Origin of the sequence: Bacillus sp. SIMBA_074, from assembly GCF_046534555.1 — a bacterium.
GTDB lineage: Bacteria > Bacillota > Bacilli > Bacillales > Bacillaceae_G > Bacillus_A > Bacillus_A mycoides.
Genome location: NZ_JAWRYM010000339.1, coordinates 1 through 291 on the forward strand (window position 1 = coordinate 1; position 291 = coordinate 291).

Genomic DNA, 291 nt, shown 5'->3' on the forward strand with positions numbered 1-291 from the left:
CCTTGATCGTAAAAATCGGATCCTGATCTTTGCTATCAAACATGTTCTGCCAAAAGATATCGAGCGGCTTTCCGTTTTGATCGGTCAGGGAAGCAACCATGCTGATTCGCAGAGGGTCAGCCATTACTTCTTTGACTGTTAAAGTGATTCCCTGATCGGTTGCGCTTGCTTGAACTTTTTTAGCAAATCCATTCTGGGCAGCTTTCTTAATACCGGGGTCTATAGACTTTTGCAGAATATAATTGTTCACGGATATTGCGGAATCAGCCTTCTTATCGATTGGGCTGCTTG

General features: G+C 43.6%; 1 protein-coding gene. It reads right to left on the reverse strand.

Features of this window, described 5'->3' with window-relative positions:
- A partial coding sequence (locus SB773_RS31080; RefSeq protein WP_410594110.1) for a DUF4179 domain-containing protein occupies nt 1-250 on the reverse strand: 250 nt, incomplete at its 3' end.
- Between the last annotated feature and the right edge of the window lie 41 nt (nt 251-291).